This window comes from Oscillatoria sp. FACHB-1407 (assembly GCF_014697545.1).
GTDB lineage: Bacteria > Cyanobacteriota > Cyanobacteriia > Elainellales > Elainellaceae > FACHB-1407.
Genome location: NZ_JACJSA010000010.1, coordinates 1 through 26,983, shown reverse-complemented (window position 1 = coordinate 26,983; position 26,983 = coordinate 1). Strand labels below are relative to the sequence as shown.

25 protein-coding genes are annotated in these 26,983 nt (G+C 48.0%); 14 read left to right on the top strand and 11 right to left on the bottom strand.

Going from position 1 to position 26,983, the window contains the following annotated elements:
- The first annotated feature begins 8 nt into the window (after window positions 1-8).
- The gene (locus H6G89_RS17295; protein WP_190508581.1) at window positions 9-662 is read left to right on the top strand and encodes a glutathione S-transferase family protein; all 654 of its coding nucleotides are present in this window, start codon (window positions 9-11) and stop codon (window positions 660-662) included.
- A gap of 169 nt (window positions 663-831) precedes the next feature.
- On the opposite strand, the gene H6G89_RS17290 is transcribed toward H6G89_RS17295, so the two are convergent.
- Window positions 832-2,073: a cysteine desulfurase-like protein gene (locus tag H6G89_RS17290; protein ID WP_190508579.1), complete on the bottom strand. Its 1,242-nt coding sequence runs from the start codon at window positions 2,071-2,073 to the stop codon at window positions 832-834.
- Between the two features lie 226 nt (window positions 2,074-2,299).
- On the opposite strand from H6G89_RS17290, the gene rppA reads away from it, so the two are divergent.
- Window positions 2,300-2,989, top strand: coding sequence for a two-component system response regulator RppA (rppA, locus tag H6G89_RS17285; protein ID WP_190508577.1), 690 nt, complete (start codon window positions 2,300-2,302; stop codon window positions 2,987-2,989).
- Window positions 2,990-3,282: 293 nt separating this feature from the next.
- Here rppA and H6G89_RS17280 read toward each other — a convergent pair whose 3' ends face one another.
- Window positions 3,283-3,582, bottom strand: a complete 300-nt coding sequence (locus H6G89_RS17280; RefSeq protein ID WP_190508575.1) for a 30S ribosomal protein PSRP-3 — start codon at window positions 3,580-3,582, stop codon at window positions 3,283-3,285.
- A gap of 120 nt (window positions 3,583-3,702) precedes the next feature.
- On the opposite strand from H6G89_RS17280, the gene H6G89_RS17275 reads away from it, so the two are divergent.
- Both H6G89_RS17275 and H6G89_RS17270 read left to right on the top strand, forming a co-directional pair.
- Window positions 3,703-4,509 carry a TIGR01548 family HAD-type hydrolase gene (locus tag H6G89_RS17275; RefSeq protein WP_190508573.1) on the top strand — a complete coding sequence of 269 codons (807 nt, stop codon included), beginning with the start codon at window positions 3,703-3,705 and terminating at the stop codon, window positions 4,507-4,509.
- A 467-nt stretch (window positions 4,510-4,976) separates the two neighbouring features.
- Window positions 4,977-5,912 (top strand): hypothetical protein, encoded by a 936-nt coding sequence (locus tag H6G89_RS17270; protein ID WP_190508571.1) that lies wholly within the window; start codon window positions 4,977-4,979, stop codon window positions 5,910-5,912.
- 105 nt (window positions 5,913-6,017) lie between these two features.
- Here the strand turns inward: H6G89_RS17270 and H6G89_RS17265 are convergent, their stop codons facing one another.
- Complete coding sequence (locus H6G89_RS17265) at window positions 6,018-6,917, bottom strand: tetratricopeptide repeat protein (RefSeq protein ID WP_242059997.1); 900 nt, start codon at window positions 6,915-6,917, stop codon at window positions 6,018-6,020.
- Between the two features lie 21 nt (window positions 6,918-6,938).
- A complete protein-coding gene (gene ruvB, locus H6G89_RS17260) occupies window positions 6,939-8,063 on the bottom strand; it encodes a Holliday junction branch migration DNA helicase RuvB (protein ID WP_190508568.1) in 1,125 nt (374 codons plus the stop codon).
- 189 nt (window positions 8,064-8,252) lie between these two features.
- Between ruvB and H6G89_RS17255 the strand changes: the two genes are divergently transcribed.
- Window positions 8,253-8,831 carry a hypothetical protein gene (locus tag H6G89_RS17255; RefSeq protein WP_190508566.1) on the top strand — a complete coding sequence of 193 codons (579 nt, stop codon included), beginning with the start codon at window positions 8,253-8,255 and terminating at the stop codon, window positions 8,829-8,831.
- Here the strand turns inward: H6G89_RS17255 and H6G89_RS17250 are convergent.
- Genes H6G89_RS17250 through H6G89_RS17240 form a run of 3 tightly spaced genes read right to left on the bottom strand, consistent with a single transcriptional unit; the run spans window position 8,789 to window position 12,688 of the window.
- Window positions 8,789-10,087, bottom strand: coding sequence for an O-antigen ligase family protein (locus H6G89_RS17250; protein ID WP_190508564.1), 1,299 nt, complete (start codon window positions 10,085-10,087; stop codon window positions 8,789-8,791). The genes H6G89_RS17255 and H6G89_RS17250 overlap by 43 nt on opposite strands.
- A 6-nt stretch (window positions 10,088-10,093) precedes the next feature.
- Window positions 10,094-11,536: an undecaprenyl-phosphate galactose phosphotransferase WbaP gene (wbaP, locus tag H6G89_RS17245; protein WP_190508563.1), complete on the bottom strand. Its 1,443-nt coding sequence runs from the start codon at window positions 11,534-11,536 to the stop codon at window positions 10,094-10,096.
- 24 nt (window positions 11,537-11,560) lie between these two features.
- Window positions 11,561-12,688: a glycosyltransferase family 4 protein gene (locus tag H6G89_RS17240; protein WP_190508561.1), complete on the bottom strand. Its 1,128-nt coding sequence runs from the start codon at window positions 12,686-12,688 to the stop codon at window positions 11,561-11,563.
- Window positions 12,689-12,900: 212 nt separating this feature from the next.
- Between H6G89_RS17240 and H6G89_RS17235 the strand changes: the two genes are divergently transcribed.
- The 4 genes from H6G89_RS17235 to H6G89_RS17220 all read left to right on the top strand — a co-directional run bounded on the left by H6G89_RS17235 (window position 12,901) and on the right by H6G89_RS17220 (window position 17,465).
- Entirely contained in the window at window positions 12,901-13,716 is an 816-nt protein-coding gene (locus H6G89_RS17235) for an ABC transporter permease (RefSeq protein ID WP_190508559.1), read from the top strand.
- On the top strand, window positions 13,713-14,507 hold the full coding sequence (locus tag H6G89_RS17230; protein WP_190508557.1) for an ABC transporter ATP-binding protein: 795 nt from the start codon (window positions 13,713-13,715) through the stop codon (window positions 14,505-14,507). The genes H6G89_RS17235 and H6G89_RS17230 overlap by 4 nt, the downstream gene beginning before the upstream one ends.
- 39 nt (window positions 14,508-14,546) lie before the next feature.
- Window positions 14,547-16,316: a sulfotransferase family 2 domain-containing protein gene (locus H6G89_RS17225; protein ID WP_190508555.1), complete on the top strand. Its 1,770-nt coding sequence runs from the start codon at window positions 14,547-14,549 to the stop codon at window positions 16,314-16,316.
- Between the two features lie 90 nt (window positions 16,317-16,406).
- Window positions 16,407-17,465 (top strand): glycosyltransferase family 4 protein, encoded by a 1,059-nt coding sequence (locus H6G89_RS17220; RefSeq protein ID WP_190508998.1) that lies wholly within the window; start codon window positions 16,407-16,409, stop codon window positions 17,463-17,465.
- A 74-nt stretch (window positions 17,466-17,539) separates the two neighbouring features.
- On the opposite strand, the gene H6G89_RS17215 is transcribed toward H6G89_RS17220, so the two are convergent.
- The gene (locus tag H6G89_RS17215) at window positions 17,540-17,878 is read right to left on the bottom strand and encodes an EamA family transporter (protein ID WP_199336778.1); all 339 of its coding nucleotides are present in this window, start codon (window positions 17,876-17,878) and stop codon (window positions 17,540-17,542) included.
- A 149-nt stretch (window positions 17,879-18,027) separates the two neighbouring features.
- Between H6G89_RS17215 and H6G89_RS17210 the strand changes: the two genes are divergently transcribed.
- Window positions 18,028-18,720: a Mo-dependent nitrogenase C-terminal domain-containing protein gene (locus H6G89_RS17210; protein ID WP_190508551.1), complete on the top strand. Its 693-nt coding sequence runs from the start codon at window positions 18,028-18,030 to the stop codon at window positions 18,718-18,720.
- A gap of 153 nt (window positions 18,721-18,873) precedes the next feature.
- Here the strand turns inward: H6G89_RS17210 and H6G89_RS17205 are convergent, their stop codons facing one another.
- Window positions 18,874-19,932 (bottom strand): zinc-dependent dehydrogenase, encoded by a 1,059-nt coding sequence (locus H6G89_RS17205; RefSeq protein ID WP_190508549.1) that lies wholly within the window; start codon window positions 19,930-19,932, stop codon window positions 18,874-18,876.
- A gap of 38 nt (window positions 19,933-19,970) precedes the next feature.
- Between H6G89_RS17205 and H6G89_RS35755 the strand changes: the two genes are divergently transcribed.
- Window positions 19,971-20,093, top strand: a complete 123-nt coding sequence (locus H6G89_RS35755) for a hypothetical protein (RefSeq protein ID WP_255519444.1) — start codon at window positions 19,971-19,973, stop codon at window positions 20,091-20,093.
- Between the two features lie 183 nt (window positions 20,094-20,276).
- Here the strand turns inward: H6G89_RS35755 and H6G89_RS17200 are convergent, their stop codons facing one another.
- Complete coding sequence (locus H6G89_RS17200) at window positions 20,277-21,884, bottom strand: NAD(P)H-quinone oxidoreductase subunit 4 (RefSeq protein ID WP_190508547.1); 1,608 nt, start codon at window positions 21,882-21,884, stop codon at window positions 20,277-20,279.
- 771 nt (window positions 21,885-22,655) lie between these two features.
- Between H6G89_RS17200 and H6G89_RS17195 the strand changes: the two genes are divergently transcribed.
- Entirely contained in the window at window positions 22,656-24,140 is a 1,485-nt protein-coding gene (locus tag H6G89_RS17195; protein ID WP_190508545.1) for a CoA-acylating methylmalonate-semialdehyde dehydrogenase, read from the top strand.
- 33 nt (window positions 24,141-24,173) lie between these two features.
- Here H6G89_RS17195 and thrB read toward each other — a convergent pair whose 3' ends face one another.
- Window positions 24,174-25,112 (bottom strand): homoserine kinase, encoded by a 939-nt coding sequence (gene thrB, locus H6G89_RS17190; RefSeq protein ID WP_190508543.1) that lies wholly within the window; start codon window positions 25,110-25,112, stop codon window positions 24,174-24,176.
- A 394-nt stretch (window positions 25,113-25,506) separates the two neighbouring features.
- Here thrB and H6G89_RS17185 point away from each other — a divergent pair, with 394 nt between their 5' ends.
- Both H6G89_RS17185 and H6G89_RS17180 read left to right on the top strand, forming a co-directional pair.
- Window positions 25,507-26,397 (top strand): TIGR02587 family membrane protein, encoded by an 891-nt coding sequence (locus tag H6G89_RS17185; protein ID WP_190508541.1) that lies wholly within the window; start codon window positions 25,507-25,509, stop codon window positions 26,395-26,397.
- Window positions 26,394-26,828 (top strand): TIGR02588 family protein, encoded by a 435-nt coding sequence (locus H6G89_RS17180; protein ID WP_190508539.1) that lies wholly within the window; start codon window positions 26,394-26,396, stop codon window positions 26,826-26,828. Before H6G89_RS17185 ends, H6G89_RS17180 begins: the two co-directional genes overlap by 4 nt.
- The last annotated feature ends 155 nt before the right edge of the window (window positions 26,829-26,983 follow it).

Below are 26,983 nucleotides of genomic sequence, written 5' to 3'. Positions count from 1 at the left end.
TTCTCCACATGGCATCCTTTTCTCTAGTCATCGGCAACAAAAACTATTCGTCCTGGTCGTTGCGGGCTTGGTTAACCCTCAAACAATCGGGACTGGAATTCACAGAAATCCGCATTCCATTAGACACTCCGGAAACCCATGCCAAGATCTTGGAGCACTCCCCCTCCGGGCGCGTTCCTGTGTTGATTCACGATGGTTTGCACATCTGGGAATCCTTGGCGATTTGTGAATACATTGTGGAACAAGCCCCCGATCGCCAGTTGTTGCCCCAAGATCCAAAGGCACGGGCGATCGCTCGTGCGGTCAGTTCGGAGATGCACGCTGGATTTCGGGCACTGCGGGAGCATATGCCGATGGATTGTCGCTCTCGTTATCCGGGGGAGGGGCGCAAACCGGGAGTTCAAGACGATATCAATCGCATTACCCAACTTTGGCGTGATACCCGTCAACAGTTTGGCGCAGGAGGCGACTTCCTGTTTGGACAGTTCACCTATGCTGATGCGATGTATGCGCCTGTGGTGTCTCGGTTTGTCACCTACGGCGTTTCCCTTGATCCGGTAGCGCAAGCCTATGCGGATGCAATTTGGGCATTGCCAACCATGCGGCAATGGTTAGCCGATGCCGAGGCTGAGGTAGAAGTGATTGAGGCTCATACGCTGTGAGAATAGAGGAGACGCGATTAATCAAACTTATTGAGGGGACGCGATTAATCAAACTTATTGAGGGGACGCGATTAATCAAACTTATTGAGGGGACGCGATTAATCAAACTTATTGAGGGGACGCGATTAATCGCGTCCCCTCAGGAGGCTCGATCATAGGTTCAAGATTTCTAGAGCACCTGTTCAAAGCACTCGATCAGACGATCGACTTCTTCGACGGTGTTGTAATGCACCATACTGACCCGCACGACTCCTCCCTGATCGACCAAGCCCAACGATTCGATTAATCGCTTGGCGTAGAAGTCGCCGTACCGGATCGCGATCTGGTAGGGGTCGATTTGTTTGGGAATGCTGGAACTGTTGACCCCATCTACCACAAAGGAAATTGTAGGAACTCGTTGATGGCGATCGCTCGTTAGGTTGCCGAGGATACGAACGTTGGGTTTGTTGGTGAGGTAGGTCAGGAGGCGATCGCCAATCACCGTCTCATGGTCTGCGATGAGATCAAAAGCTTGAGCCATTTGAGTCCGCAAATCAGAGGATATGGCACTTTTATGATGAGTTGCCAAATTCCTCAAATAATCGCAAAGTCCCACCATGGCGTAGCTCAGTTCAAAGTTGACGTTCCCCGGTTGAAATTTGTAAGGAAGTTCAGTGTTGATGAAGTAATGATTGAAGTTGGGTAAAGCCAACCAATGTTCGCGCTTGCCGTACAACACAGCGTAGTGAGGACCGTAGACTTTGTAAAAACTAAAGGCATAGAAATCTACATCCCATGCTTGCACGTCAATTAAACGGTGTGCTGCGTAGCCTACGCCATCCACACAAATCAGTGCTCCACTCGCGTGAACGACCTCTGCAATCTTTTGAATAGGGGTAATTGTCCCCAAAATATTAGAAGTGTGCGTTAAGGCAACCAGGCGTGTTTTGGGAGTGAGTAGGGCTTCTAGGTCCTCAATTTGTAACTCCAGCGTTTCAGGGTTGATCTGCCAAACTTTGACGACGATGCCCTGCCGCTGCAAGTCCATCCAGGGACTAATGTTGGCTTCGTGGTCGCAATTGGTGACAATCACCTCGTCTCCCGGTTGCCAAATGCGGCTCAAACACAACGCCAAAATTCTCAGCAACAAACTGGTCGATCCTCCCATCACCACTTCGTCGGGAGCCGCATTCATCAGTGTGGCGATCGCCTGTGCGCCCATTGCTACCCGTTGACCTGCCAACTGGGAGATTGTGTAGGAGGCACCGAGTTGCACATTTGAGGTAAGCAGGTATTCTGCAATGCGATCGACCACTGGTTTCAGGGTTTGTGACCCACCAGCGTTATCGAAAAATGTCCACTCTCCTGCCAGTGCAGGAAATTGCTGCCGCACGAAATCAAGCTGTAATGTCTTTGCGATCGCCGAGGTCATCGTAGGATTTAGCCACTAACGCTTCTTTAAGATATAGCAACCGAGGGGTTGGTTAGAACGGGGTGCAGGTAGTGTTTCAGATCTGTTGCTACTAACCCCCGGCTGTCGCCGTCCCCCTTGGTAAGGGTGACTACAGGGGGTCTTACAGAGGTTATCAACAGGTTTGGAACACCACCGGAGTTCTAAACAGGACTTGCTGAGAACGACTGACATTAGAATAGTTTTCATGCAGATTTTGTTGGTGGATGACGAAGCTGAATTGACCGACCCCCTCAGCCGTGTATTGACGCGAGAGGGATATCGGGTTGATATTGCCCACGACGGGGCTGAGGGGAGCGTCTTGGCTGCTAGTGGCAGTTATGATCTGCTAATTTTGGACTGGATGTTGCCCCACACCACTGGTTTGGAGATTTGCCAACAGTTGCGATCGCACGGGGATATGACTCCGGTCTTGTTTCTCACAGCCAAAGACACAATCGATGATCGCGTTGCCGGGTTGGATGCTGGAGCCGATGATTACCTGATCAAGCCCTTTGAATTACGTGAATTGCTGGCGCGAGTGCGTGCTCTGTTGCGTCGTCCACCCACCCTGGAGGTCACTACCCCTCAACGCCTTCAGGTGGAGGATCTAGAACTCGACTCCGACAATCAACTGGCTTATCGGCAGGGACGGAGGATTGAGCTTTCAGAAAAGGAGGCTCAACTGCTTGCATATCTGATGCGGTATCCGAACCAGCTATTGACTCATACCCAAATTCATCAGCACTTGTGGAAGGATGGGGAAAAACCGAGCAGTAATGTTTTAGCGGCACAAATTCGCCTGCTGCGTCGCAAAATTGAAGCGAATGAGGAGAGCCCTTTAATCCACACGGTTTACGGCAAAGGCTACCGCTTTGGCACGGCTAGCTCCGAATAAAGGGCAAGAAAAGCAGTTGCCTGTATTCCTATCGAAGGTTGAGAACGAAACTCGTCCTTATTGAAGCTGACATCATTGTAGGTGTGACTTTATCGCTGGCGACTGAAGTCGTGGCTATCAGAACAAAGCCTACCTGCATGACTTGAAGGGTTCAGCGTCTCCTTCAATCAACGTCGATCGGTTTTATTCTTGTAGCTGCGGTTTCAACCGCCAAGCTCAAAAATCAAGTTGGTGATCGTGTTAACAACGATTTACCGATGTATTGAACACTCACCACCCAAAACTCTCTTCAATCAGGCACTCCCCGTGAAGGTCACTTCTGGGAATTTGGATTGGGCTTCAGCCATTGTGCGGCGTTTGCCTTCTTCTTGCCAGTAGTTAATGACCTCGGTGGCTTTGTTTAATAAATCGACGCGATCGGCTTCAGCAATCCAATGTTTGGATTCTAATTCTGCCTTTAATTGCTCCCATGCGTCATTGCGGGGCCAAAAGAAATAAGACGTGAGAGGGCTAGTTCCCTTCCCAACGACTTGATCAACTGCCAGTGCAACGTCTTTTTCCAGCCAAAGCACTTTCAAAATGAACTTCGCCAATGCGACCTCCAGCGACAGCCTCCGGCTGTTTCTACAAAACTACAATTCTCTATATTAATCCACCTAGACCTGAGATGATAGGAATGCCAAAGAATCCTCAGTTGGGAGTTAAAAAGATTCGTGTATCAGGCAGAGCAAAAGACAGCTAGCGCAATCGTTGTATTTGATATCGATGGTGTCATTCGGGATGTGGGAGGGTCTTACCGTCGTGCTCTGGCGGATACGGTCGAGCATTATACAGGCGGAGTTTATCGCCCTTCTATGAAAGACATTGATACTTTGAAGGGTGAAGGTGTGTGGAATAATGACTGGGAAGCCTCTCGTGAACTGATTTATCGTTACTTTGAGGGGCAGGGGGGCGATCGCACTCAACTCAACTACGATTATCAAGAGATTGTTGCCTTTTTTCAGAGCCGTTATCGCGGTCCCGATCCCGTTCACTGGACAGGTTATATCTGCGACGAGCCATTGTTGCTACAACCCAGCTATTTAGAGGGGCTAACTCAAGCCCAGATTCGATGGGGCTTTTTTAGTGGGGCTACGCGAGGATCAGCGACCTATGTACTGGAAAAACGTTTGGGGCTGCGATCGCCCGTTCTAGTGGCAATGGAAGATGCTCCCGGAAAACCGGATCCCACGGGGTTATTCGATGTGATTCAACAGTTAGAACCGCACTCAGGCACTTTGTCTCCAGTGATCTATGTGGGAGATACTGTAGCCGATATGCAAACGGTTGAACATGCTCGACAGCAGGAGCCTTCACGCCAGTGGATTGGGGTTGGGATTTTGCCCCCTCATGCCCAAACCACACCAGAGTATGCGACTGCTTATTCGTTGCAACTTCAGCAAGCCGGAGGGGCGATCGTCCTGAAGTCAGTGGAGGAGTTAATCCCCACTGTGATTCAAACGTTGTTAATGAAGAACTAGTTCGATAAAACTTTAAGTCTGCTTCATCAAGCCTCCATGACACGCTCCTTGACGAAGATTATAATGTGGTCAATTGTAGAGTGTATTCCTCAACGTCGTAGCCCAAATATAGGTTGTTTACATCTCTATATTTAGGACTTCTTACTTAAAACTATCTACTGAAATTTCTAAAGTTGTAAATTTGAAATTGGAATTTTTACGGCTCTGATTTTTGACGCTGATGAACTCCATTCAACTAATCCAATCTTTAGTTTGAAACTGTAATTTGGTGATTTCAAAAGGTATTTTTAGGTTGATGTTTTAAGGATGAAGTACATAAAGAATGCGGCTTCTAACAGTTCTGTCTCTAAAACGAATTCTATTGCTGGGATGCAATTTGCTACTTCTTGAGTAGAGGGAAAACTAGTCTCATGACTTCATTGAACAACCAGAATCTAAGCGATTCCCAAGATGTTGATTCTCCTGCTATGTCCTCTAATGCCATGCAGAGTAGCCCATCCACAAGCAATAGCAGTGGAGAGAAAAGAGTTCAGGATTTTTGTATTTGTACGGCGGCATTTGGTAAGACGTATCGCGCATTAGCTCAGAATTTAGTGGCGGATGTTACGCAACACTCACCTGAAATTCCACTGATTATCTTTACGGATAAGCCTGAAGACTTTAAGCCCAGTGACACTGTTTTGGTATTCAAACATGATCATGTAGGAGTGTTGTGTTATCACGAGCGGCGGTTTGCGATCGCCAAGGCTCTTTCAATGTTTAACTCCTGCATGTATTTGGATGCGGATGTGCGGTTGTGTGCTCCCATTCCGCACGATTTGCAATGGCAACCCGGTATCACTGCCCGAAGCTGTGCCAACATGGCTGTTCACTTAAACGCGATGTTGGAGCGAGCCAAATCATCAGACGCTCCCGTTGTAAAAGCGTATGGGGTGATCCAAAAAATGGCAAAAAAGGTCGGTCTAAATCTGGAAACAGACGATCTGACCTGGATTAACGAATTTTTATTTGTGGTGACGAGAGATGGCGGTCGAGAGTTAGAATTCCTGGATCTATGGGGTAAGTTGGCTGTTTTTGCAGAATTGCATGGTCAGCATAAAGGACCTGCGTATGCGATCGGGTTCGCAGCAGCGAAGGTAGGCTTCCCGATTCGTCATGATGTTATGCCGGGAGTTGACTTCTTTGACGATCGCATCGAAAAGGTAAGAATCTTAAAGGGTGAATCTGACCCCACTGCAAAGAAGCAATATTTTGAAGCGCAAAAGAAAATTGAGAATCGACGATTGCCTGTGTGGAAAAAGGCGATCGCCAAGTTGACCAAACTCCAGTCCTACTACTATCACTCACTGCGGTTAAGGCTTCAAACCTTAACAAGCCGTGATTTTGACTTCTACTACCGCTAAGGGTTGGTCGCTTCAAGAGAGATAAGAAGCGGAAGACATGATTCAGCAATCCTAAAGTGCGGATATCTTGTTTACAAGCGAGACATCACACTTTCTTGTGATGAATCACTTGAGGGTGAGGAATTTTTGTAGGGCGTCCACCATTTTGGGCGTCCAACGCCGTGTATTTGCCACCCATTGAATATCTTTGTAGCGGTTATCTAAACCTACAGCGGCTACCCAATTACTTTCAGCTTCCCCCCGTCGCCCATCAACCCACAAAGCGGCAGTGAGAGCCGCCCGCATATCGGCAAATTTGGGATACTTACGGACTAGATTGCGCATCGTGCGAATGGCTTCCTGGGTTTGATCAACCTGATAGAGAGCCAGGGCATAGTTGGCACGGGCAAAGGCAAAGTCTGGAGCCAAATCGGCTGCTTTTTGATAGTCGGCGATCGCCTCTTCCCAGCGACCCAACCCTGCTTCAGCGTTGCCCCGGTTGTTGTAAGCTGCTGCGTCGTTTGGATCAATCTCCAACACACGGTTATAGTCGGCGATCGCCTCTTCCCAGCGACCCAACCCCTCCAGAGCCGTGCCGCGATTGAGGTATGGGTCAGGAGACTTAGGGGAAAGTTCGATGGCTTTGTTATAGTCGGCGATCGCCTCCTCCAGTTTGTTTTGGCTGACCCTGGCATTGCCCCGATTGCTCCAAATGGCAGGTGTATCGGGCAGAAATTCTAGAATTTGGGTCCAGTACTCCTCGGCAGCAGCAAAATCGCCTTCATTGGTTGCTGTAAATGCCCGATTTCGCAAATTGTTTAGCTGCTCAACCCATGAAGTAATGTCAGGTTGTTCAATGGGTTGATCAGCCGTAGCGGTTGGAGCAGGCTCCGTGGAGGAGAGTGATTCTGCAAGGGCACTGTTTAAGGGAACGATGTTTAAGGGAATGATCCCGCTAACCCAAACTGCGATCGCCAATACAGCAGATACCAAAAACGTCATCATCGTGCTGATTCGTTTACCCATGTGACTGTGACAGTTCCTCATTTAGTGTAAAAAGGTTAGTTGGCTATCGGGAGGTTGATAACCCAGATGCTTCCAGGCGGCAGGAGTGACAATTCTGCCTCTGGGCGATCGCTGCAAGTAGCCGATTTGCAGCAGGTAGGGTTCATAGACTTCTTCAATGGTTTGAGCATCTTCGCCCGTGGCGGCAGCGATCGTATCTAACCCGACTGGTCCTCCGGCAAAGTTTTCAATAATCACCGTCAACATGCGGCGATCGGTCCAGTCCAGTCCACAGGGGTCAACGTTAAATAGCTCCAGTGCTTCAGCAGCGATCGCTTCTGTCACCGTTCCTGTTGCTTTGACCTCTACGTAGTCTCGCACCCGTCTCAACAGCCGATTGGCGATGCGGGGCGTGCCTCTGGAGCGACGGGCAATCTCGGTGGCTCCTTCAGAGGTAATTGGGGTTTTGAGAATTTCCGCAGTGCGAAGAATAATGTGCGTCAGTTCATCTAACTCGTAAAAACGTAACCGCTGCACCAATCCGAAGCGATCGCGCAAGGGAGAAGTCAGTGCTCCAACGCGAGTGGTTGCTCCGACCAGGGTAAATCGTTGTAATGGCAGGCTGCGAGTTCGGGCACTTTGTCCCTTACCCACGGTGATATCGAGCCGGAAATCCTCCATCGCTGAATATAAAATTTCCTCTGTGACTCGCGGCAGACGGTGAATTTCGTCGATAAAAAGCACATCACCCGGTTTCAGATTGACCAGCAACCCGGCAATATCTCGTGGACGCTCTAACGCTGGAGCCGTTGTAATTTTGCAATCGACGCCCATTTCTTCTGCCAGGATCAACGACATGGTCGTTTTACCCAATCCTGGTGGTCCGTACAGCAACAGGTGGTCGAGGGTTTCGTTTCGGGCTTTTGCCGCTTGAATGGCAATTCCCAGCACTTCCTTTAGATCTTTTTGCCCAACATAATCTGCCAGTCGCTTAGGGCGCAAGCTCTCATCCTGCTTGGCTCCGTCCTCCAGGGTGGCTTCAGGCTGCAATAAGCCAGATTCTGCCGCCGATCGGGCTTTGGACAGCGATCGCGCCAATGGCAAAGACCCTTGCTCACTGGAGTTATCGGGATCTGGAGTGGATTGTTTTGAGGAAATGATTGCCATGATTAACCATCGTACTGAATTTAAGTGAAGCTAGGGAGTAGGGAATGGAAGTGGGGAGTGGGGAATGGAGAGTGAGCTTCCCTGCGCTCTTTGCCTTCTTTGAGCAGGGAACGTCAAAATAGAAGGTAGCGTCTTCAGTATTTACTGACAACCGCCGAGCTAAGCACTGTAGAGATAGAAGGGTTAGTCATGGTAGAAGCTGAGTCAACGACCCCAGAAATCACCTTTGAAGAAGCGATCGCTCTGACACAGACGATGCTGGATCAGTTGGAGCAGGGGCAGCTTTCGGATGCTCAGTTAGAGGGGGCGATCGCTTCTCTCGTTGGCACTGAAAACGGAGCACGCGGCTTTTTCGTGACGTACTTAAGCGATCCACGTCCTGTTGCCGATCAGCCTACAGCTTCTGTTATTCAAGGCCTACAAGCTGCGACAGAGATCGTCGCAGAGTTATTGGTCAAAAATTTGGCGATGTCGTCGGCAATGGCAGTGGCTCATCGTCGCAACGGGAATGAAGAGATGGCACAGGGGTCAGATCGGGTGCGATCGCGCACAGTTTGTTTAATTCAACAGCTTCACTCAACGGCGATCGCGGATCGTGCCCGTCAATTGCACGAAAGCACAACCACTGGAGAGGGAGCCTACCATGCTTTTCTCAAACGGTGGGGCTATGACGCGGAGCAGCGACAGGTTATTCAGCAAGCGATGGAGGGCATTTTGGCTTACGATCATGCCTCAGACGGTGAAGGGTCAGGCAGCGAAGCAGAGTAAATGCCTGCCAGCATCGTCCAATTCATAATGTTGATGCCAGCATCGTAAAGCGTCACATCAAACAGGGCAAACCCAATGCATCCCCAGAATGCCAGAAGGTAAGCCAAAACGATGCCAGGGGAAATGGGTGCCGTCTTCTGTAGGAGCAACAGCCGTACTGCTCGGTAACAGATGTATCCCACAAGAACGGTCATGAGGAGCATCGCGGGAATGCCTGCCTCACTGCCTAGCAGGAGCCAGATATTGTGGGGATGGGCGATGTAGGGGTGAGTAGGATCAATCAGCCGCTCTGGGTAGATTAATTTGTAGTTGCCCAATCCCCAGCCTAAGAGAGGACGTTCTCGTATCAAATCCAGAGCAATTTGCCAGACTCCAACTCTTGGGTCAGTTGCAACTGCTTCCTCTGTCACCGATCGCCCACCAACTCCTAAGGTCAAGACTGCAAGTGCGATCGCCCCCACACCCAGCAAGCCTGCTAAGAACATCATCCGTCGGGTGCGTGCCAGTAGGGCGAACACGATGAGTTGAGAAATGGCGATAATCAAACCATTGCGAGAACCGGAACAAAAGATTCCAACTAGGTTTAAACCAGTGCCAATGTAAAGCAATCGCGATCGCCAAACAGACCAATCCAGTCGAGGTTTGGTATCCGGATGAGATTGAATTTGTGATTGAATTTCGGATGGTTTTTGCAAGGGTTGAGCAAGCTGTTTAATGACTAACCCCAGACCTAATCCAAGAACCATCACTAGATAACTGGCTAACACATTGGGATGGTCAAAGGTCACCATGGCCCGACCAACATGGGGTGCCGACCGAAGTTGGGCGATCGCCCCAATATTCTGCATTGCTTGGGGTAAAAAAGGGGATTTCAACCCATATTCCACCAGGCTAATCAAGTTGATGGGAACTGCACTAATGACTAACCCCAATGCCAGCGTTTCCAGCGTTTCAACTCGTTTTAGGACAACTGTGAGAGCTGCAAACACCAGAAAAAAAGGCAAAAAGTTTGCCAGTTGTAAAAAGGCTTCACCCCGATTCCAGGCAAATGCAGAGCTGAGGATAAGTAAGCCACTAATAAGCAACAAGCTATTGCGTGTGAATGAATCTAAAACTCTTTTTTGAGACGTTCTTAAAGCATGAATGACAACCGCAAAAACGCCACAAAAACTGGCGTAATAAAAATACGGTAAAGTCCACAAACTAAACCGCAAAATTGCATCATAAAATTTTTCAGTTCGGTTGTATTGTTCCATGAAAATCTAGTAAGCCCCCTCACCAGACATCACTACCCAAACTGTTCTCGCCAGAATATACATATCTAACCAAACTGACCAATTCTGCACGTAATAGGCATCTAAGCCGACCCGCTCTTCATAGGGTAGATTGTTGCGTCCTGAAACCTGCCACAGCCCCGTTAAACCAGGGGTTACTTTGGTGTAGAGATTAAATTGCTCCCCATATCGCCAAATCTCCTCGTCCACAATGGGACGGGGTCCCACCAGGCTCATTTCTCCCCGCAAAATATTCCACAATTGTGGCAGTTCATCCAGACTGGTGCGCCGTAAAAACCGTCCGATGCGAGTTACACGCGGATCATCCCGCAATTTTTGATCCTGCTCCCAGGATTCCTTGAGTTCTGGATGGTCTTCCAAGTAGTTGTAGAGAACCTTGTCAGCGTATTGCACCATTGAGCGAAACTTCCAGGCTTTGAAGGGTTTCCCATTTTGCCCGATGCGAATCTGCCCATAAAAGATGGGCCCAGGGGAGTCGAGCCGAATCAGAATTGCAATGATAATAATCAGCGGCAGCATCAACACTCCGCCAATCAGAGTCGTAATCAGGTCGATCAGAAACTTGGCAAGCCGGGGACCGGGCAACAATAATTGCTGGCGAATTTCTAGCCCCAACATGCCACCCATATCTCTGGCGACTACCCATAAGCTAGAAAAGCCAAATAGGTCAGGAATAATCAATAAGTGAGCAAAGGTGTGCCCATATCGCTCTAGCAGCTTGAGCAGTCGGCTCCGAGGCACTCCGGGCATGGCGACGATCGCATACGGGATTTGCCGCTCTCGTGCCACGATCGGGGCTAACTCAACCCCTCCCAACACGGGTACATCCAACAAAAAACCGTGTTTCTGGGGGTCGTCATCCAGCACTAACACTGGCTTTAAACCCAAACTGGGCTGCCGTTTGAGGGTGCGGATGACCATCTCTCCGGTTTTGCCTGCCCCCAAAATCACCACCGGATAACCCCACCACTTTTGGTGCCCACAAAAGTGGCGCACCAGGGCACGCCCCAACAGCACTAGCACGATGGATAACACCCATGCTGTCAAGAAAATGCTTCTTGAATAGACCTCACCCTCACGGCGCAAGAAAATAGCTGACCCCAGGACGAGATACATCAACGTTGTGGACAGACTGATTCGACGAAACTCATCGACTGGGCTAACCAACACCCCTGGATACAGCCCAACTGCTGCATAGGTTAGAACAAACAGACCCAACAGCGGACACAGTTGTAGATACAGTAATGGGTGAAATTGACCTTCTAAAACCAGGCGACTGTAGATGCTCACTAACCCAGCGATCGCCAGAGCCAACAGATCTCCGCAGATCATGATGGTAAGCGTTGGTAATGACCGAGTTGAAATGGTTAGTGCCCAGATTGCAGGTCGTAACGTGCGGTTAAGCTGCATTGCAAATGATTACTACTCCTCACGCTAATACTGTAAGTCATCCCTTCGCCGAAATATTGTCCATTTTTGATCAACAAATTGGGCAAATTCATGTTGGAATCGTTTGACGGAGAATTGCTCAGCGTGCGATCGCAGCAAATCAGTATCAAACAATACGCTTTTTGACTCAAACCACCACACCGCTTCTATCAAACTTTCTACAGTTTGCTCCGCAAAAAACAGCCCAGTTTTTTCAGGAATCACCGTCTCTGTTGCGCCCCCCTTGCCATAGGTAATGACAGGTGCGCCTGCCGCTTGTGCCTCCACTAACGTAATTCCAAAATCCTCTACAGCAGCATAAACAAATGCCTTACATCGCTGCATATAGTCCGCCACAACCGCATCTGACTGAGGTTTCAGAAATTGAATATTAGGTCCGGCTAATGCGGTTACCCTGCGCAAATCTGGTCCATCCCCCATCACAACGAGAGGGAGTCCCATCTGGGTAAATGCCTGCACAATCAAATCGATGCGCTTATAAGGGACAAAGCGAGACAGGGTGAAATAAAATTCATCCCGTTGTGGCTTCGGATAAAATCGCTCTACTGCAACAGGGGGATAAATGACCTGAGCAGAACGGCGATAAGTTTTCCAAATCCGTCGAGCCACGTAGTGAGAATTGGCAATGAAATAATCAACTCGATTCGCACTGGCAAGATCCCATAAGCGCAAATAATGCAATATGAGTTGCGTCAGAACAGCCTTTAACCCCCGCTGTAGCCCTGCTCCTTGCAGATAGTCGCGTTGCAAGTCCCAAGCATAACGAATTGGGGTATGTACATAACTAATATGCAACTGGTCGGCACGTGTAATGACCCCTTTTGCGACGGCATGGTGGCTAGACAAAATCACGTCATACTCCGACACGTCAAACTGCTCGATCGCCAGAGGCATCAATGGGAGATACTGACGGAACTTTGGGTTGGCAAAGGGAAGTCGTTGAATGAAAGAGGTGTGAACTGATTTGTGTTGAATAAACTCTCTCAAATGCTCTGGGAGAAAATCGACCAGGCTAAACAAATCCGCATCGGGAAAGAGCATCAACATCTGTTCACAAACCCGCTCTGATCCGGCGTAAGTCACCAACCACTCATGAACAACTGCTGTTTTCATCGGGGTAGCCCTTTACTCTTAACCCGCGTTTGTTCGACCATTTCATAGTCTCAATGTTTCACCTCACTCGCATTCTGTGACGTATTCAACCACTGCGATGGATTGTGTCAAGTATTTTACATATCGACAGAGTAGAGTATTATCAGGCTTTGAAGTGGTATCTCAGAAAAACCTTATCTGAGCACTAAACTGACATCTGACAGGCGCAAGTCATGCAAGGAATAAGACGATCTGGCATTTTTGGAGATCACAGAAACTTTGAAAACTATCGGGATCTGCTTCGGGTTCTAGTGGAAAAAGAACTAAAGGCTCGATACAAGAACAAAGCTTTGGGCTACCTGTGGTCGGTTGCCAGTCCCTTGACCTTTGCATTCGTCTTTTATATCGCCTTCGGGGTAATTATGCGAATCGATGTTCCTCAATATCCCCTTGTGCTGATTGCAGGTTTATTCCCCTGGCAGTGGTTGTCAAATTGCATTAACGGGTCGCCTCGATTATTTGTTGGCTCAGCAGGATTAATCAAGAAGGTTAAATTCCCCCGAAATATTATTCCTTTGACTGCAATCATCAACCATTTAATTCACTACATTTTGTCGATTCCAGTCATCCTGTTGTTCATGCTAATTTACCGTGTTCCGTTGTCTTTGGAATGGCTCTATTTCCCGGTTTTACTCGTTATTCAATTTGCGATGGCGTATGGAATCACATTAATTCTGTCATCGCTTAATCTTTTTCTGCGGGATATTGAGCGATTGGTTAGTGTATTTATGAATTTGGCATTTTACTTCACGCCAATCATCTACACCAAAGAAATGATTCCAACGGAGTACCAGGTCTTGTTGTATGGGCTGAATCCTTTTGCTGCACTAATCGTTAGCTGGCGGGATTTATTTTTGATGGATGCGAGCAACAAGTTTGTTGTTGACCCAAATCATGTGTTAATTGCTGCTGCTTATGCCGTTCTTTTTCTAGTGGTTGGTCAATACGTTTATAAGAAGCTTGAGTGGAAGTTTGCGGAAGTTGTATGAATGAACCCATTGTTGCGTTTGATAGAGTAAGCAAGCATTATCCGCTCTATCGTCAAATCCGGGGAGTTAAAAATTTTCTGTTTAATTTCTCCGAGAATGTAAACGTTCTAAAGAACGATCGCTTTGAAGCACTTAGAGATATTTCCTTTGAGGTTTATCGAGGCGAAAATTTTGGCATTATCGGCAATAATGGCGCAGGCAAAAGCACTACTCTCGGTTTAATCGCAGGCGTTTTAAAGCCCAATAAAGGGCGAGTCATTGTGAATGGTAGAATTTCGCCCCTTCTGTCATTGGGTGCAGGATTCCATCCCGATCTAGAAGGTCGAGAAAACATCGTTCTCAATGGTGTTTTGATGGGATTAACCCGACGAGAAATTCTGAAAAAAATGGACGAGATTATCGAATTCTCGGAATTAGGCGAATTCATAGATCGCCCCATTCGAGTTTATTCCAGCGGTATGTTAGCCCGACTGGGGTTTTCTATCGTAGCGCACCTTGACCCTGAAATTTTGCTGATTGATGAGGTGCTGGGGGTCGGAGATATTCGGTTTCAGAAGAAATGCGTCGATAAAATGATGACTTTTCAAGATAGTCATGTGACGATGATTATTGTTTCTCACTCCATTGCCAGTGTCGCTAAAATCTGCGATCGCGTCATGTGGATTGAGAATCATACTATCAAGATGATTGGCGACCCCATCGAAGTCGCAGAAAGTTATTGCAGATCGGCCAACGTCAAAATTGATTTGGGTACGAGTGCGAATGTTACGGTGACAAATTCATCACTGTAACTATTAATTGTGGATGTGAGAGAGTAAATCTGTGAGGCTATGAAGGATTTTCCAGCGCAGTACGATTTGCAGGATGAAGATGTTCTCTATTTTCCTCATATCCCTAAAACAGCAGGGATGACGTTTAGAACCATCCTGGAAGATCAGTTTCACAATGATGATGTTTGTCCCGCCACACTTAATGCTCAACTAAAAGATTATTCTCAAGCCGACTATGAGAAATATCGACTGTTTAGAGGGCACATAAACTACGTCGATATCCCCCAAATTTTGTCTCACAAGCATCTTTTGCTAGTGACGGTCTTGCGAGAACCTGTCGCTCGTGTGATTTCTCATTACGAGTACATCCGCAGAATGCCAGGTGATCCACACTATGACATGGTCAAAGATATGACCCTTGAGGAGTTTGCTCAAGGAATGCCTGTTGGTCGATTGGGCAAGAACGTCCAGACTTATTACATCGCCAAACTAGCGCAGTTTGACTTAAATCATCTGTCACCTGATGAAGTATTTGATCTTGCAAAAAAACAACTCGACCGCTTGGCATTCGTTGGTATTTTAGAGCGATTTCAAGATTCATTATTTCTGTTGTCTTATATCTTTGGCTGGAAGCCTATCATCAATACCCGTCGTGAAAACGCTGCGAAAGATAAAAAATCTAAAGAAGAGATTCCCCCTAGCACAATTGAACTCATTAAGCAAAACTCCCTTTTAGATATTGACTTGTATCAATACGCTAAGGAGTTGTTTGAAACTCGATTTGCTGAGATGCAGCGGGATCTGCTCACGAAATATGGGGCTTTTACCCACCCACAAACGGTTAAAGAGCCTATGTCTTCTCAAGTGACTCAAGAGTTGCTGGAACGACATGCTGAACAGCGATTTCTAAATCTTAATCCTGATATTTCTAACTCTCTCAGCTATGATTTTGTGGAGCCATTAAGAGGAACGGGATGGCATCGGCGAGAGTCACTCAATGATCGTTCAGGCTATCGTTGGATTGGTCCTGAAACGAGCGCAACACTGGATTTTCCAGTCGCTTCTGATGAAGATGTCATTATTGAAATCAAAACCATTTGCAACTATGCAACAACTCCAGATGTCGCCGCTAGTTTGACATTAGATGTCAATGGTCATCCAGTGCAATTGGAGATTTTGTATAGCGATCGCGGTTCTAGCGTACGGTGGTTTCGGGCGATCGTTCCAAAAGTTGCTCTTGACAATGGAAGGGTCTTTTCTCGGCTGACTTTTCGAGTGAATCGAGTGGTTTCTTTTACAGAAGTGAATCCGCTTAACCCTGATCCTAGAGTTGTTGGAATAGCTGTCAACAGCCTCAAAATTTTTCCAGTTCATGCTGCCAAAACTGAAAGTGCTGCACTCTCTGTTTTTGAACTGAAATCGTGGAGAGATGTTGCCACGTTTTTAGAGAAGCACCTTGGACCGGGTGACAAGATTGCAGCCCCGTTGGTCTTTCAATTGAAATTGCCAAATGAAGTTTTGGATTATCAAACTGCTTTTCTGAGTAAGGTTGATTTTCAATGGCTTATTCTCTATAAGGGAACGATTGAAAATCTCAACCCGATTCTATTTAACTTATTGATACACCGTTTCTCCCCAGTATTTGCAGATGGCAACTTTGTAGTTTTTACAAGACAGAAGCAACTACCGAAGTTATCATTTCTGGCTCTGCATGTTCGAGCATTGTATGAAGATAGAATTAAAGTACCAATTAAACTTTATATCATTCGTCAGTTAAAGCAAATTAAGAGCCTTTTTGTGCGGCGATCAAAACAGGCAGAAACAGATTAACTATCTTTTATATGACATTCACAGCAGGTAAGAGTTGAGAGGGAAGGTGTGAAGTCTGAAGATGGACAACTACTAATCAACTTATCCTTTATGGGTCTAAAGCCGACAGGCTTAACGACCTATGCCTCTAACTTGATGCCTGCGCTTCCTATTTCTAAAGCCACTTTACTGGTTTCGTCCCACCAACGTTTTATAGAGAGTAAAGCGCAATTTGACTATTACACAATTCCCGATAACCTCACTTCAGAATATGGAACTAAAGGGCATCTAAGACGGTTATTGTGGACGCAGTTTCAACTACCATGCCTTTACAAAAAACTGCGATCGCCCCTGCTATTTTCTCCAATTCCAGAGGCTCCTCTCTTCTCAGGCTGTCGATTTGTGGTGATGGTTCATGATCTGATTCCACTCCACTTTTCGGCATGGAAATCGCCCTTAAAATACTACTTTCAATATTATGTGCCGCAAGTTTTAAGACAAGCCGTTCACATTATCTGCAATTCTCAAGCAACGGCTCAAGATATTGTTGATTTCTATGGCATTTCAGCCCAAAAAATTACACCGATTTGGTTAGCTCATGACGTAAATCATTTCCACTTTCTCGACTTGCCAACCAAAAATTATTTTATTTACATCGGACGGAGCGACCCTTATAAGAATTTGCAGCGATCGCTACAAGCCTTCGCTGAATTAACTCATGTTCAAGAGTATGAGTTTTGGATTGTTGGTCCTCGTGATCAACGGTTTACTCCTAATTTAGAGGCACTCGTAAATGAGTTAGGAATTGCTTCGCAGGTCAAATTTTTAGATTACGTTCCTTATGCCGAACTACCCAAAATCATTAACCAGGCGATCGCCCTTGTCTTTCCCAGTTTGTGGGAGGGGTTTGGACTGCCCGTTCTTGAAGCCATGGCATGTGGAACACCTGTAATCACTTCCAACTTGGCATCTATGCCAGAAGTGGCAGGGGAAGCAGCCTTGTTGGTTGATCCTTATAACACAGCAGAGCTAACAGCCGCTATGCAGGCGATCGCAACTGACTTGCAACTGCGGTCACGTCTGTGTCAAGCAAGTTTAACAAGAGCCAGTCAATTTAACTGGGCAAAAACAGCGACTCAAACGTCACAAGTTCTTAAATCGTATCTATAGATCTGAATCTATGGAATATATAGAACTATTCTAATGTCTCAATTAGGTTTGATACACCCAACGATTGAGCCACATTATCGTTGCCACATCACCAGTAACACGCCACCGATAATAAATCCTAATCCGACAACACGAGTCGGGGGAATCGCCTCTTTAAAGAAGAAATAACCCATCAACACTGTAAAAATGTAGACCAGGGCGATCGAGGGTCCTGCAATGCTTAGCTTAACTCGCGTCAGCAGCAGGATATACGCGATCGCTCCCAAGCCGTAGCACATCAGCCCTGCAATCAGTTCAGGAGTTGTCGCAATGTTGAAAATATGACTCAGTGCATTCGTGGGTGTTGCCTTACCTAACCTGAGAGCACCTGCCTTTAAGAAAAACTGTCCGGCAACACTCGACAGGATAGACATTAAGAATAAGAAAAATTCTTGCGGTGTCACAAAAAACCCTCACACATTGCGATCCTTAGGATTCAGTCTTTTAGTTTACAGCCAGTTTGGCTATTACCAGAGCTACAATCGACACGGAATTATATCCCAACTTCTCAAATGAAAGTTTTATGACGAGCACAGTCCAATCTCGATACACGTCTGAAGAGATTTCGGTCTGGTTGCGAGGGCTGTTGACCATTGCCTGGGCAGATGGTCATTTCGATGAAGAAGAGAAAGAGCTGATCGCAAATTTGACCAGTGAATTAACGACCCAATCTGATATAGAAGTCTTAGAACCCATCACTCCAGCGGAATTGGGAGCAACCTTTAGCCACGACCCTAAGACCGCTGAAAATTTCCTGAGAACGGCAGTCATGGTGGCGATCGCCGATGGAGTCTTCTCTCAATCAGAAGACGAGATCCTCCAACAGTTTTGTGTCGCACTGGAGCAACAACCCAAAGTGCTGGAGTCGCTACGCCTGGTTCTATGCCCTGCTCCTGAGGTTTTAGAATCCGGTGACATGGTATCCGCTACAACACCTGCCGTTAGTCCCCAGGAACATCGAGAGTTGCTCCACCCAATTAAAGAATGGCTGGACCATCTAGAGATACACGACCCCCAAGTGGCACGGTTTCTCTGCAAAATGATTCCGCCTCAATGTCCGTTTGAGCGGGACGTGAATCTATTCGGTCGCAAACTCATGCATATTCCTGCGATGTGTAAGCTCAACCCGCTTTATGACCAGCTCGTCGGGTTACGCTTCCGGGCATTGTCCTATCTAGCAGATGACTGTGGGGAAGATGTAACGCCATACTGTTGAAGAAAGGATAAGCGATAAAGGATAAAGGATGAAACGTAGCCTTGTAGGTTCTGGCTGTGTGCTCGGAGTTTTGTAAGGAATTAGAGTGTTTCTTCACCCCTTCACCCCTCTTTTCTCTTCTTTTTTATTCTTCATCCTTTATCCTTCATTTCCTTACCCTTCTCCTTCTGGATAAATCAGAATCTTCAATGTCTCTGGTGTTGGGGAAGTTGCCCGATCGACTGCGGCTGCCAGATCTTTCAGGAGGTAGCGATCGCTCACCAGGGCATCGACATCGATCCGCTTGTTGAACACAATATCAGCGGCTAAAGCCTGTACCCGATAGGAGGAACTGTAACTCCCCATCAAATCAATTTCTCTTCTATAGAGAATATTGGGATTGATGGGGATCTCTACCTCATCGGGAAACTCGGCAAAGAAGAGGATTTTGCCCCCTTTGCGGGTGCAGTCTAGAGCTTGAAAGAAGGCTTTGTCACTGGGCACTGCCAGCAAGGTGGTGTCTACCCCTACTCCTCCAGTCATGGCATGGATCTTGGCAGCTAGATCGGGGTCACGGGCATCAAAGGCAGCTTCAGCACCGACACTTTTGGCTTTTTCAAGGCGAGAGGGAAGCAGGTCAGTGGCGATCGCCTTCGCCCCAAAATACTTCACCAACATGATAAACATCAGCCCAATCGGCCCTGCACCCGTAACTAGTACCGTTTGTCCCGGAGCAACCTGAGCCTTACGAACGGCTTTCAGACAGCAGTTGGTTGGCTCCACAAAGCTGGCTTGCTCAAATGTCACATCGTCGGGAATGGGGATTAGTCCGCCATTTTGGACAATATGCCCCGGCACTTTGACATACTCCGCAAAACCACCTCCACTGGGCGCAAAACCTGCGGTTGTGGTGACATTCTTATACACATCACACATCGAAAAGTTTTCGTTGAGGCAGTAAGCGCAGCGCATACAGGGAATGTGGTGCATCACGACGACTCGTTGACCCACTTGCCAGTTCTGTACTTGACTTCCAACTGCTGCAATCACACCTGCTGTCTCGTGTCCAAAAATGCGAGGCGGTTCATAGAGGGGATAGCGAATTTTCTTGATATCTGACTGACACAATCCCACCACCCGCACCTGTACCAAAACCTCATCTGAGGCGAGATCTGGCATCGGCACCTCTTCATAGCTAAGTTGATTAACTCCTCGAAACACCTGCGCTTTCATGAGATACCTCTTTCGTTAAGACATACAAGCTATGGTTAATGGTCGATGGTCAATGGTCAATAGTTAATGGTCAATGGTTAATGGTTAATGGTCAATGGTTGATGGTTAATGGTCAATGGTTGATGGTTAATGGTCAATGGTTGATGGTTGATGGTCAATAGTTGATGGTTAATGGTTGATGGTTAATGGTCAATGGTCAATGGTTGATGGTTAATGGTCAATGGTTGATGGTTAATGGTCAATAGTTGATGGTTAATGGTCAATAGCCGACTCATTCTAAAAGAAAACCAGGGACACATCTCTGCATCCCCGGCATAATCAACCACAATTGTCAGTACAGCCTTCTATTCTGTCAGGCTGACTAATTCTTTTGCTTCGGTTCCCAAAACGGAGGGAGCCGTAAAGATGGGGGTATTGATGTGTAAGGGTTGTTGGGCGATCGCTGGTAGCACGGTCTGCAACTGCGACGCGACTTCAACCGTTTTCACATCATAGGTTTGGGTTGCCAGCTTGGGATAGACGCCAATACCGATGATGGGAACCAGCAAGCACATCGCAATGAATGCTTCACGCGGTTTTGCATCGGTGATCTTGAACTCGCTCAGCAATTCGCTATTGGCTGCACCGTAGAAGACGCGACGTAGCATCGACAGCAGGTAAATAGGAGACAGTAGAACTCCTACGGCTGCGAGTATGACAATGACGGTTTTGAAGGTGTCATTATAGGCGTCGCTAGTGCTGAAGCCCAGGAATACCGTCAATTCGCTGACAAAGCCACTCATGCCAGGTAATGCCAGCGATGCCATCGCACCTGCGGTAAAGAGGGCAAACACCGTCGGCATTTGTTTTGCCATGCCACCCAACTTATCCATTGAGAGGGTGTGAGTGCGATCATATGCCACACCAGTCAGGAAGAATAATGCCGCTGCGATCATGCCGTGAGACACCATCTGCAACACCGCACCGCTCATCCCTAGAGTAGTGTAAGAGGCAATGCCGAGCAGGACGAATCCCATATGGGCGATCGAGGAGTAAGCCAGGCGTCGTTTCAAATTGTCTTGAGCAAAGGCAGTCAAAGAGGCGTAGATAATGTTGACCACACCCAGCACTGCCAGTACAGGCGCAAAGTAAACGTGAGCATCGGGCAGCATCTCAATGTTGAAGCGAATTAACGCATAACCTGCCATTTTTAACAGCACCCCTGCCAAAATCATCGATACAGGTGCAGGAGCTTCGCTGTGCGCATCGGGCAACCAAGTGTGAAGCGGGAAGATGGGTAGCTTCACGCCAAATGCAATCAGAAACGCGGAGTACATGAGCAGTTCAAAGCCCAGGGAGTAATTCTTTAACCCTAGCTCTGCGATATCGAAGGTAACGTTATCGCCATAGAACGCCATTGCTAACGCTGCAATCAGAATAAAAATAGATGCCGCCGCCGTGTAAAGGATAAATTTGGTGGCAGCGTAGAGACGTTTCTGTCCGCCCCAATTAGCGATCAGCAGATAAACAGGAACCAACTCCAATTCCCACATGAGGAAGAAGAGAAGCAGATCTTGAGCCAGGAAGACCCCAATCTGAGCACTGTACATGACCAGCATCAGGACGTAAAAAAGGCGAGGCTTATCTGTTACTCGCCATGCGGCAAAGATAGCCAGAGTTGTAATCAACCCTGTCAGAAGCACCAGAGGCATCGATAAGCCATCCACTGCCAACGACCAGTGCAAACCAATCTGGGGAACCCAGGTGTAGGATTCGACTAACTGGTAGTTAGGGTTTTGCAGATCGTAGTGCTTCCAGAAGGTGTAGAGGATGAAAGCAAACTCAGCGATCGCAGCACCCAGGGCATACCAGCGAACGGTTTTGCCTTCTTTGTCGGGTAATAGAGGGATGGGCAAAGCTGCCACTAGCGGAAACAGAATCAGGGCTGATAGCCACGGAAATTGAGTACTCATGATGAGAGCCTACCCAAGAGTGTGTGGATGAAGGGTTTCGGTTGCGAAATAAACTGTTGAGAAACAACCGACGCTCAGTCTGTTAAGAAGCGCACCGCATCGAGGTTGGGAGGCTAGAAGGTAAGAGGCACTAGTGAAATGGGCGACACACAGTACAGGGAATACAGATGAAATGAGAAGTCCAATAACCAGAAGTCTTCGACCTTCGCTCCCCTAAAAGTTCTTGACAGACTAAGCCAAGAAAAGGAGTTTTTGGTAAGAACATTTACCTAATAACCAAGATACCCCAATTTGTTAAGTTTATTTAACTTCAACCCCCCCAATATGACGAAGTTTTAATGAAAATGTTCAATTATCCACCCTGGAGGAATCTGTATATGAGCATTTATGCTTATTGTTTCTATCGATTTTTAATTATGATTCAGCTAAAAAATAAAATTGAAATAGAGTTAAAACATCTGTCGGGTAAGGATTTTGGCGAAATCTAGGAAATAAATTCTGGAAAATACCTTTTGTAAAGCTGTGTAACGAAAAATAGATTGCCTACTTTTTGAAGATTTCATGACATTAACAGGAAGGAGAAGGGGGCAAAGCAGATTTGGTAAGGCAAGTTGCAAGAAGGTGTGATTCAATCCCTATACACTCCTTAACAATTGTGAGAGTGTCGGGATAGGGCAGGAGGGAGTAAAGGGTGACCATTGATGATTGCCGTATGACGATCGCCCCCAACTGCCTCACAATAAACGGATGGGTTGATTTCAACGGGTGATCATGGGCGGCGTACAAACAGAACGGCTACAGAATTACATCAACGGGCAGTGGCAGACTTCGATCGCCACAGAGTATCTGGATGTGGTGAATCCAGCAAACAACGAGGTGTTGGCGCAAGTCCCTCTCTCACCAGCGAGTGAGATCGACCAGACCGCCCAAGCAGCGGCGATCGCTTTTCAGTCATGGCGACGAGTTCCCCCGACAGATCGGGTGCAATATCTGTTTAAGCTGAAGGGCTTGCTCGAAGCCAACCTGGATGATCTGGCGCGGACGATCACGCTGGAATGTGGCAAAACCTTTGCCGAAGCGAAAGCTGAGATGCAACGGGCGATCGAAAACGTCGAGGTGGCGTGTGGCATTCCCATGATGATGCAGGGAACCAATCTAGAGGACATCGCCAGAGGTATCGACGAAATGATGATCCGGCAACCATTAGGAGTCGCGGCAGCGATCGCCCCCTTCAACTTTCCGGGCATGATTCCCTTCTGGTTTTTGCCCTACGCGATCGCCTGTGGCAACACCTACATTGTGAAGCCCTCTGAAAAGGTACCTCTAACCATGTATAAGGTGTTTCAACTTCTGGAGAAAACGGGATTACCTGCCGGAGTCGTGAATCTGGTCAACGGGGCTAAAGAAGCGGTAGACGCGATTCTGGATCATCCTGTGATTCGAGCGGTTAGTTTTGTTGGCTCTAGCCCAGTGGCTCGATACGTTTATAGTCGTGCCGCTGCCAATGGCAAACGGGTGCAATGTCAGGGCGGTGCGAAAAATCCAATTATCGTCCTGCCCGATGCTGACTTAGAGACGACGACTCGGATCACCATGGATAGTGCCTTTGGCTGTGCCGGACAGCGATGTTTAGCCGCATCGTTAATGGTGACCGTGGGAAAAGCCAAGGAACCCTTTACAGAGGCAATTGTAGAGGCAACAAAAGCGCGAGTCGTCGGGTTTGGGCTAGAGTCTGGCGTGCAGATGGGTCCAGTGATTAACCACCCCAGTCGCGATCGCATTGAGGGTTTAATTCAACGAGGCATTGACCAAGGAGCGAAACCCATTGTGGATGGTCGTCAACCGAAGATTTCTGGCTATGAGCAGGGTAGTTTTGTCCGGCCGACGCTACTACAAGATGTTGCCCCTGACAGTGAGATTGCCCGTACTGAGGTCTTTGGTCCTGTGTTGGGGTTGATGCATGTCAACACGATTGATGAGGCGATCGCCCTGGTGAATCGAGGGGTGTGGGGCAACATGGCATGCCTGTTTACCAGCAGTGGGGCGGCAGCCCGCAAGTTTCGCTATGAAGCAGAGGCAGGCAACATTGGCATCAATATTGGCGTTGCCGCTCCGATGGCATTCTTTCCCTTTAGTGGTTGGAAAGACAGCTTCTTTGGCGATCTCCACGGACAAGGCGCACACGCGGTGGAGTTCTTCACTCAAACGAAGGTTGTCGTCGAACGCTGGTTTAGCGATTGGACAAGACAGTTTTAAGGTTGTGGTGTAGGCACGCGATTAATCGCGTGCCTACACCACAACTGCCCCTTGCGGATCGACTTGTAGAATTTTGGTTTGCACTGAGATGCCCTGTTGATTCCAGGCGGTGGACAGAGCGATCGCCACGGTTGATGCATTTGCAGGATTGGTCAGAGCGAGCAGGGTAGGCCCGGCTCCACTGATGACCAAGCCATAGGCTCCAGCAGCGATCGCCGCAGACTGCACAGCCTCAAAACCTGTGATCAACGACTGGCGATAGGGTTGATGAATCCGGTCTTGCAGGGCTGATCGAATCCAATCTTCTCGTCCAGTTTCGAGTCCCCGCAGCAATAAACCCAGGTGCGCCATATTAAAGATGGCATCGGCGCGGCTGTATTCCTTGGGCAAAATGCGACGAGCTTCTTCAGTGGAGACTTCAAAATCGGGAATGGCAACCACAGGTACGACATCAGGATGCCAGTTAACATCACAGATCGTCCAATCCCCTGCTGCATCAGTTGCTGCCAGACGACATCCCCCCTGCAATGCAGGCACCACGTTGTCGGGATGTCCCTCAATGGCGATCGCCAACTTCACTAGCTCATCCTGCGTTAGAGGTGAACCTGCCAGCGCATTCGCTCCCACTAATCCCCCGACAATTGCGGTTGCCGAGCTACCCAACCCCCGTGAAAACGGCACCCGCACCTGCATATCGATCTGCACTCCGGGGGGCGACTGCTCCAGGTACTCATAACACTTCAAAAACGACTGATAGACCAGGTTACTTGAATCCAGCTTGATCGACTGCGATCGCCCACCTGGAATTACCCCTGGCTCCATGCCTAAAACCGCAATTTGGCACTCTGGTTCACCTTGTAACGGAGTGAATTTGAAGTCATTGCGGAGGGTCAAAGCGGCTCCAAGACAGTCAAAACCTGGACCGACGTTTGAGGTTGTACCTGGAACTGTAATTGTGACCGTGTTGACCATAAAGCAGTGTGGAGTGCTGAGGGATAACGAGTAAAACACTTTAGCAGGTATCGTTACCTCACAACATAGATTCCTGAGGGGTATGGGTCATTTGTTAAGGGGCAATGGTTAATGGTTAATGGTCAACGGTCAATGGTTAGTGGTCAATGGTTAATGGTCAATGGTTAATGGTCAATGGTTAATGGTCAATGGTCAATTGCGATGAGTCATTCAAAAAAGATTTCTCACCCCACACCCTCACACCCTCACACCCTCACACCCTCACACCCTCCCACCCTCACACCCTTCCTCCCTCACACCCCCACACCCTCCCCTCCTTAGCTCCCTCTTAGTGATGATGTCTCCTGGAATACCTCTGAGGAAAAATTAAGAGATGAGGTTTGTTTGAGGATGTATGAGGTCAGCCAAACGACAGCAAATCTGGAGAACTGAGATTCGAGATATTGTTCGGGGTGCCTGTGGCGGGTTTCTATTTGGCATTCCTCTGCTTTACACCATGGAAGTGTGGTGGATTGGCTCATTTATCGAACCGCCCCGAATGCTAATCGCGATCGCCGCTACGTTTGTTGTTGTCTTTATGCTGAATCGCACTTCTGGGTTCCGTAATACCAGAGACACAAACCTCCAGGATGCCGCTATGGATAGTGTGGAGGCGATCGCGTTGGGATTAGCCTGCGCCGCTTTGATTTTGACCTTACTTCGCGAAATTGCCCCCAGTACTCCTCTGGATGAGGCGTTAGGCAAGATCATCTATGAAGGTGTGCCCTTCACGCTGGGAGTTGCTCTTGCCCGACAACTTCTAAGAGCCGATGACAATGGCAACGGTCAGGAGACAACCGAGTCTAGAGGCAGGCAGTCTGGCTCATCTCAAACCTCTTCTCCTGCCATCAATGACACCTTGTCTGATATTGGCGGTACCTTGATTGGCTCTTTATTTATTGCGTTTAACATCGCCCCCACCGATGAGGTTGCCATGCTCTCTTCGGCAGTGTCTCCACCCTGGCTGATTGCCATCATCGTGACATCCTTGCTGATATCCTATGGCATTGTGTTTGAGGCAAACTTTTCAGACCAAAAAAAACGCAAACAGCAACGGGGAATTTTTCAGCGTCCGTTGAGTGAAACGGTGATGTCGTATCTAGTGTCACTGGCAGCCGCAGCGGTGATGTTGTGGTTTTTTGATCAGCTCAGTTTTGATGACCCGTGGAGTATGTGGCTGAGTTACACGTTGATTTTAGGATTGCCTGCCACGATTGGTGGTGCGGCTGGGAGGTTAGCTGTATGAGTCAAACTCAATCCCCTAAAACATCCTCTCAAGCAACAGAGCAGGAGCAACCATCCCGCACCCCAGCGGAGTGGGTCACCTTTGGTATTGCTTCCTGTATTCTCGCTGGGATTGTCGGATTAGTGCTCTATGTTTGGTTTGGTACAAACTATCAGGACGACCCCCAAATCAGCATTCGCGAGTCTGGAGAGGTTCGAGAAGCAGAGGGAAATTATTATCTCCCCTTTGAGGTGAGCAACACGGGAGGTAGTACGGCGGAGTCGGTGCAAATCATGGCTGAGTTAGAAGTCAACGGTGAAGTAACCGAATCAGCAGAGCAGCAAATCGACTTTCTCTCAGGCGGTGAAACTGAAGAGGGAGCCTTTGTCTTTAGCGAAGATCCGCAACAGGGAGAACTGACCCTGCGAGTAGCGAGCTACAAACTGCCCTAAACCCTGATCCAATCAGGTGAAGTGCTGAGGTTGGCGATCGCCTATTCTAGTACAGCAAAAAATAAGTTTTGAAAGGGGTGAAGGGGTGAAACCCCTTCTTGGGGGCGAAGCCCCCAAACCCCCTACATTGCAGAACTTTGTGTTCGCAACACTAG

Bases quoted from the DNA above. Each gene is read 5' to 3' on its own strand.
- H6G89_RS17295 (WP_190508581.1), top strand. From the start codon at position 9: ATGGCATCCTTTTCTCTAGTCATCGGCAACAAAAACTATTCGTCCTGG.
- H6G89_RS17290 (WP_190508579.1), bottom strand. From the start codon at position 2,073: ATGACCTCGGCGATCGCAAAGACATTACAGCTTGATTTCGTGCGGCAG.
- rppA (WP_190508577.1), top strand. From the start codon at position 2,300: ATGCAGATTTTGTTGGTGGATGACGAAGCTGAATTGACCGACCCCCTC.
- H6G89_RS17270 (WP_190508571.1), top strand. From the start codon at position 4,977: ATGTCCTCTAATGCCATGCAGAGTAGCCCATCCACAAGCAATAGCAGT.
- H6G89_RS17265 (WP_242059997.1), bottom strand. From the start codon at position 6,917: ATGGGTAAACGAATCAGCACGATGATGACGTTTTTGGTATCTGCTGTA.
- ruvB (WP_190508568.1), bottom strand. From the start codon at position 8,063: ATGGCAATCATTTCCTCAAAACAATCCACTCCAGATCCCGATAACTCC.
- H6G89_RS17255 (WP_190508566.1), top strand. From the start codon at position 8,253: ATGGTAGAAGCTGAGTCAACGACCCCAGAAATCACCTTTGAAGAAGCG.
- H6G89_RS17250 (WP_190508564.1), bottom strand. From the start codon at position 10,087: ATGGAACAATACAACCGAACTGAAAAATTTTATGATGCAATTTTGCGG.
- wbaP (WP_190508563.1), bottom strand. From the start codon at position 11,536: ATGCAGCTTAACCGCACGTTACGACCTGCAATCTGGGCACTAACCATT.
- H6G89_RS17240 (WP_190508561.1), bottom strand. From the start codon at position 12,688: ATGAAAACAGCAGTTGTTCATGAGTGGTTGGTGACTTACGCCGGATCA.
- H6G89_RS17235 (WP_190508559.1), top strand. From the start codon at position 12,901: ATGCAAGGAATAAGACGATCTGGCATTTTTGGAGATCACAGAAACTTT.
- H6G89_RS17230 (WP_190508557.1), top strand. From the start codon at position 13,713: ATGAATGAACCCATTGTTGCGTTTGATAGAGTAAGCAAGCATTATCCG.
- H6G89_RS17225 (WP_190508555.1), top strand. From the start codon at position 14,547: ATGAAGGATTTTCCAGCGCAGTACGATTTGCAGGATGAAGATGTTCTC.
- H6G89_RS17220 (WP_190508998.1), top strand. From the start codon at position 16,407: ATGGGTCTAAAGCCGACAGGCTTAACGACCTATGCCTCTAACTTGATG.
- H6G89_RS17215 (WP_199336778.1), bottom strand. From the start codon at position 17,878: ATGTCTATCCTGTCGAGTGTTGCCGGACAGTTTTTCTTAAAGGCAGGT.
- H6G89_RS17210 (WP_190508551.1), top strand. From the start codon at position 18,028: ATGACGAGCACAGTCCAATCTCGATACACGTCTGAAGAGATTTCGGTC.
- H6G89_RS17205 (WP_190508549.1), bottom strand. From the start codon at position 19,932: ATGAAAGCGCAGGTGTTTCGAGGAGTTAATCAACTTAGCTATGAAGAG.
- H6G89_RS35755 (WP_255519444.1), top strand. From the start codon at position 19,971: ATGGTCGATGGTCAATGGTCAATAGTTAATGGTCAATGGTTAATGGTT.
- H6G89_RS17200 (WP_190508547.1), bottom strand. From the start codon at position 21,884: ATGAGTACTCAATTTCCGTGGCTATCAGCCCTGATTCTGTTTCCGCTA.
- H6G89_RS17195 (WP_190508545.1), top strand. From the start codon at position 22,656: ATGGGCGGCGTACAAACAGAACGGCTACAGAATTACATCAACGGGCAG.
- thrB (WP_190508543.1), bottom strand. From the start codon at position 25,112: ATGGTCAACACGGTCACAATTACAGTTCCAGGTACAACCTCAAACGTC.
- H6G89_RS17185 (WP_190508541.1), top strand. From the start codon at position 25,507: ATGAGGTCAGCCAAACGACAGCAAATCTGGAGAACTGAGATTCGAGAT.
- H6G89_RS17180 (WP_190508539.1), top strand. From the start codon at position 26,394: ATGAGTCAAACTCAATCCCCTAAAACATCCTCTCAAGCAACAGAGCAG.